Origin of the sequence: Ilumatobacter sp., from assembly GCF_049588435.1 — a bacterium.
Lineage (GTDB): Bacteria > Actinomycetota > Acidimicrobiia > Acidimicrobiales > Ilumatobacteraceae > Ilumatobacter_A.
In genome coordinates this window covers 1-2,864 of record NZ_JBAVYV010000093.1, presented here as the reverse complement: position 1 = coordinate 2,864, position 2,864 = coordinate 1, and the positions used below count along the sequence as shown (strand labels likewise).

The following is a 2,864-nucleotide window of genomic DNA, read 5'->3' as shown; positions in this document are numbered from 1 at the left end:
GTGATGCCGTACCGGCTCCGTGGGCGGACTCCGATCGGCTTCCGCTGACCGCCGAGTCGCTGCGCTCCCACACCGGTCCGCTCGGCGCCCTGCGCGCGGCCGCGGCATCGGGCACACGGCTCGTCATCGAGGTCGATGCCGAACTGGCGGACGATCTCGACGGTCGTTTCGGCGTCGCACGGACCCCGATGCTGATGACCGAGGCTGAACCGTTCGAGGTCGGTGCCACCTTCGAGTTCACCGGCGACGAATTGCACCACCTGCTGTGGGCGAACACGGTCGATCTGCGTCGACCGACACCGACGTGGGACGCGCTCGACCGTGCCGTCGCGGCCGGACTGGCGCCGGTGCCGCGCGACGAGTCGGGAGACGTGGAGTTGTCCGATGGAACCCGCGTCTGGCTCGACGGCGGTCCGCTGCGCTTCGTGGAACCGATCGATGGCATCGACGTCCTCCACGTCGTGACGATCGAGCACGGACTTCCCGCGGTCGCCACGACGAACCGCTCGGACGCGGACCTCGCCCCCGATCAGTTGGAGGCGGTGACGCACCCCGGGGGAGCGGCACGCATCATCGCCCCCGCCGGATCGGGCAAGACCCGCGTGCTGACCGAGCGGGCGCGCCACCTGCTGACCAACTGGCGACTTCCGTCGAGCGCGGTGAGCCTGGTGGCGTTCAACAAGCGGGCGCAGGAGGAGATGCGTGAGCGGACACCGGATCTCGACGGCCTCCACGTCCGCACCCTGAACGCGATCGCGCTGGCGATCGTCAACGGAAGCGCGCCGTTCGCCCCGCAGCCGACGCGCTGGAAGACGATCAACGAAGGCGACGTCCGGCGGCTGATCGGCGACCTCGTGTCGTTCCCGAAACGCCGCAACAGCGACCCGGTCGCACCCTGGATCGAGGCGCTCACACTCGTGCGTCTCGGCCTCGTGGCACCGGCCGATGTCGAGGCCCGCTACGACGGCGATGTCGACGGGTTCGCCGCGTTCTGGCCCGGCTACCGTGCCGCGCTCGAACGTCAGCATCTGGTCGACTTCGACGACCAGATCTACCGGGCGCTGATCGTCCTGCTGTCCGACCCGAACGCGCGTCGAACCGCTCAGCGGGCGTGTCGGACGATGCTCGTCGACGAGTTCCAGGACCTGACGCCCGCCCACCTGCTGCTGATCCGACTGCTGGCGGCACCCGGCGGTGCGGTGTTCGGGGTCGGCGACGACGACCAGACCATCTACGGCTACAACGGGGCCGACCCGGGATGGCTGATCGACTTCGCTGAACTGTTTCCGAATGCCGGCGCACATCCACTCGAAGTCAATTACCGCTGTCCGGCCGGCATCGTCGACGTGGCCGATCGCCTCCTGCGGCACAACCAGCGACGCGTCGACAAGACAATCCGAGCTGCCTCGAACGACCCAGGAGGATGGTCGATCGACGAGTCCGTCGACCCGGTCGCCGCAACCGCGGGTGCCGTGCGCGATGCCCTCGCGTCGGGAGCTTCGCCGTCCGACGTCGCGGTGTTGACGCGGGTGAACGCCGTGCTCGCACCGGTGCAGGTGGCGCTCGTCGGCGAGGGCATTCCGATCGCCGGCGGTGTCGGCCTCGAGTTCCTCGATCGAACGTCGGTCCGCAGCGTGATGGCATGGCTCCGCCTCGCATCGACCGACGAGCGGGGGCGATTCCTCCCCGCCGATCTCGGTGAGGCGCTCCGACGTCCGTCTCGATCGTTCCACCCCCGGATCACCTCTTGGATCTCCGAGCAGGGCTCGATCGTCGACCTGTTCCAGCTGTCGGGTCGGCTCAACAACGAGCGTGACTCGGATCGGCTGATGGAGTTCGCCGCCGACATCCAGACGATGCAGAAGGTCGCCCGGTCGGGAGCACCGACGTCCGACCTGGTATTGACCCTGATCGACGAGATCGGCCTCGCGGGGTCGGTGTCGGGTCTGGATGTCACACGGCGCGGGATGAACCGGTCGGCGCAGGGCGACGATCTCACAGCGATCCGTCAACTCGCCGCACAGCACGATGACGTCGCCACCTTCGAATCGTGGCTCCGTTCACGCCTCGCATCCAGCCGCTCGTCGGACGGGGTCATCCTGTCCACGGTGCACCGGGTGAAGGGCCAGGAGTGGCCGCACGTTGTCGTGCACCATGCCGACGCCGAGCAGTATCCGCATCGGCTCGCCGAGGATGTCGAGGAGGAGCGTCGACTGTTCCACGTGGCGATCACCCGCGCGAGCGAACACGTGACGATCGTTCCGGGACCCGACCCGAGCCCGCTCGTCGCCGAACTGACCACCGAGCCGTCGCCGCGGACGATCGTGTCGTCACATCGCCCCGATCCGGTCCCGGCGCGCGCGGCACGCAAACCGAAGGGTGATCCGACCGCCGATCTCGATGCCGACTCGGCCGCTCGGTTCGATCGACTCAAGTCGCTGCGCACCGAACTCGCCGCCGGAAAGCCGGCCTACGTGGTGTTCGACAACAAGACCCTTGCAGCGATCGCTCGGGCCGCTCCGACCACCAAGCAGGACCTCGCACGCATCTCCGGTGTCGGTCCCGCCAAGCTCGACAAGTACGGCGATGCGTTCATCGAGTTGATCACCCGACTGGGCTGATGTTCGACCGGATTGTCGTCATCGACTGGAGTGCGAGTTCGCGCCCGGTTCTCGGACGCGACTCGATCTGGATCGGCGTCGCCGTTCCTGGGGCAGGCGAGGTCGTCACCTCCAACCCGCCGACGCGCGCCGCCGCCTCGCGCGAACTCGAGGAACTTTGTCGCCGCCCTGGTCGCACGCTGCTCGGTGCCGACTTCTCGCTCGGATACCCGTCCGGAACCGCGGCGGCACTCGGGCTCACCG

Annotated in this window: 1 protein-coding gene and 1 pseudogene; both read left to right on the top strand. The window is 68.4% G+C overall.

The window, feature by feature from the left end:
- A partial coding sequence (locus WBV89_RS03460) for an ATP-dependent helicase (protein ID WP_423979948.1) occupies positions 1–2,621 on the top strand: 2,621 nt, incomplete at its 5' end.
- A pseudogene (locus WBV89_RS03455) lies at positions 2,621–2,864 on the top strand (cobalamin biosynthesis protein CbiG); the annotation flags it as partial. The gene WBV89_RS03460 and the pseudogene WBV89_RS03455, both read left to right, overlap by 1 nt.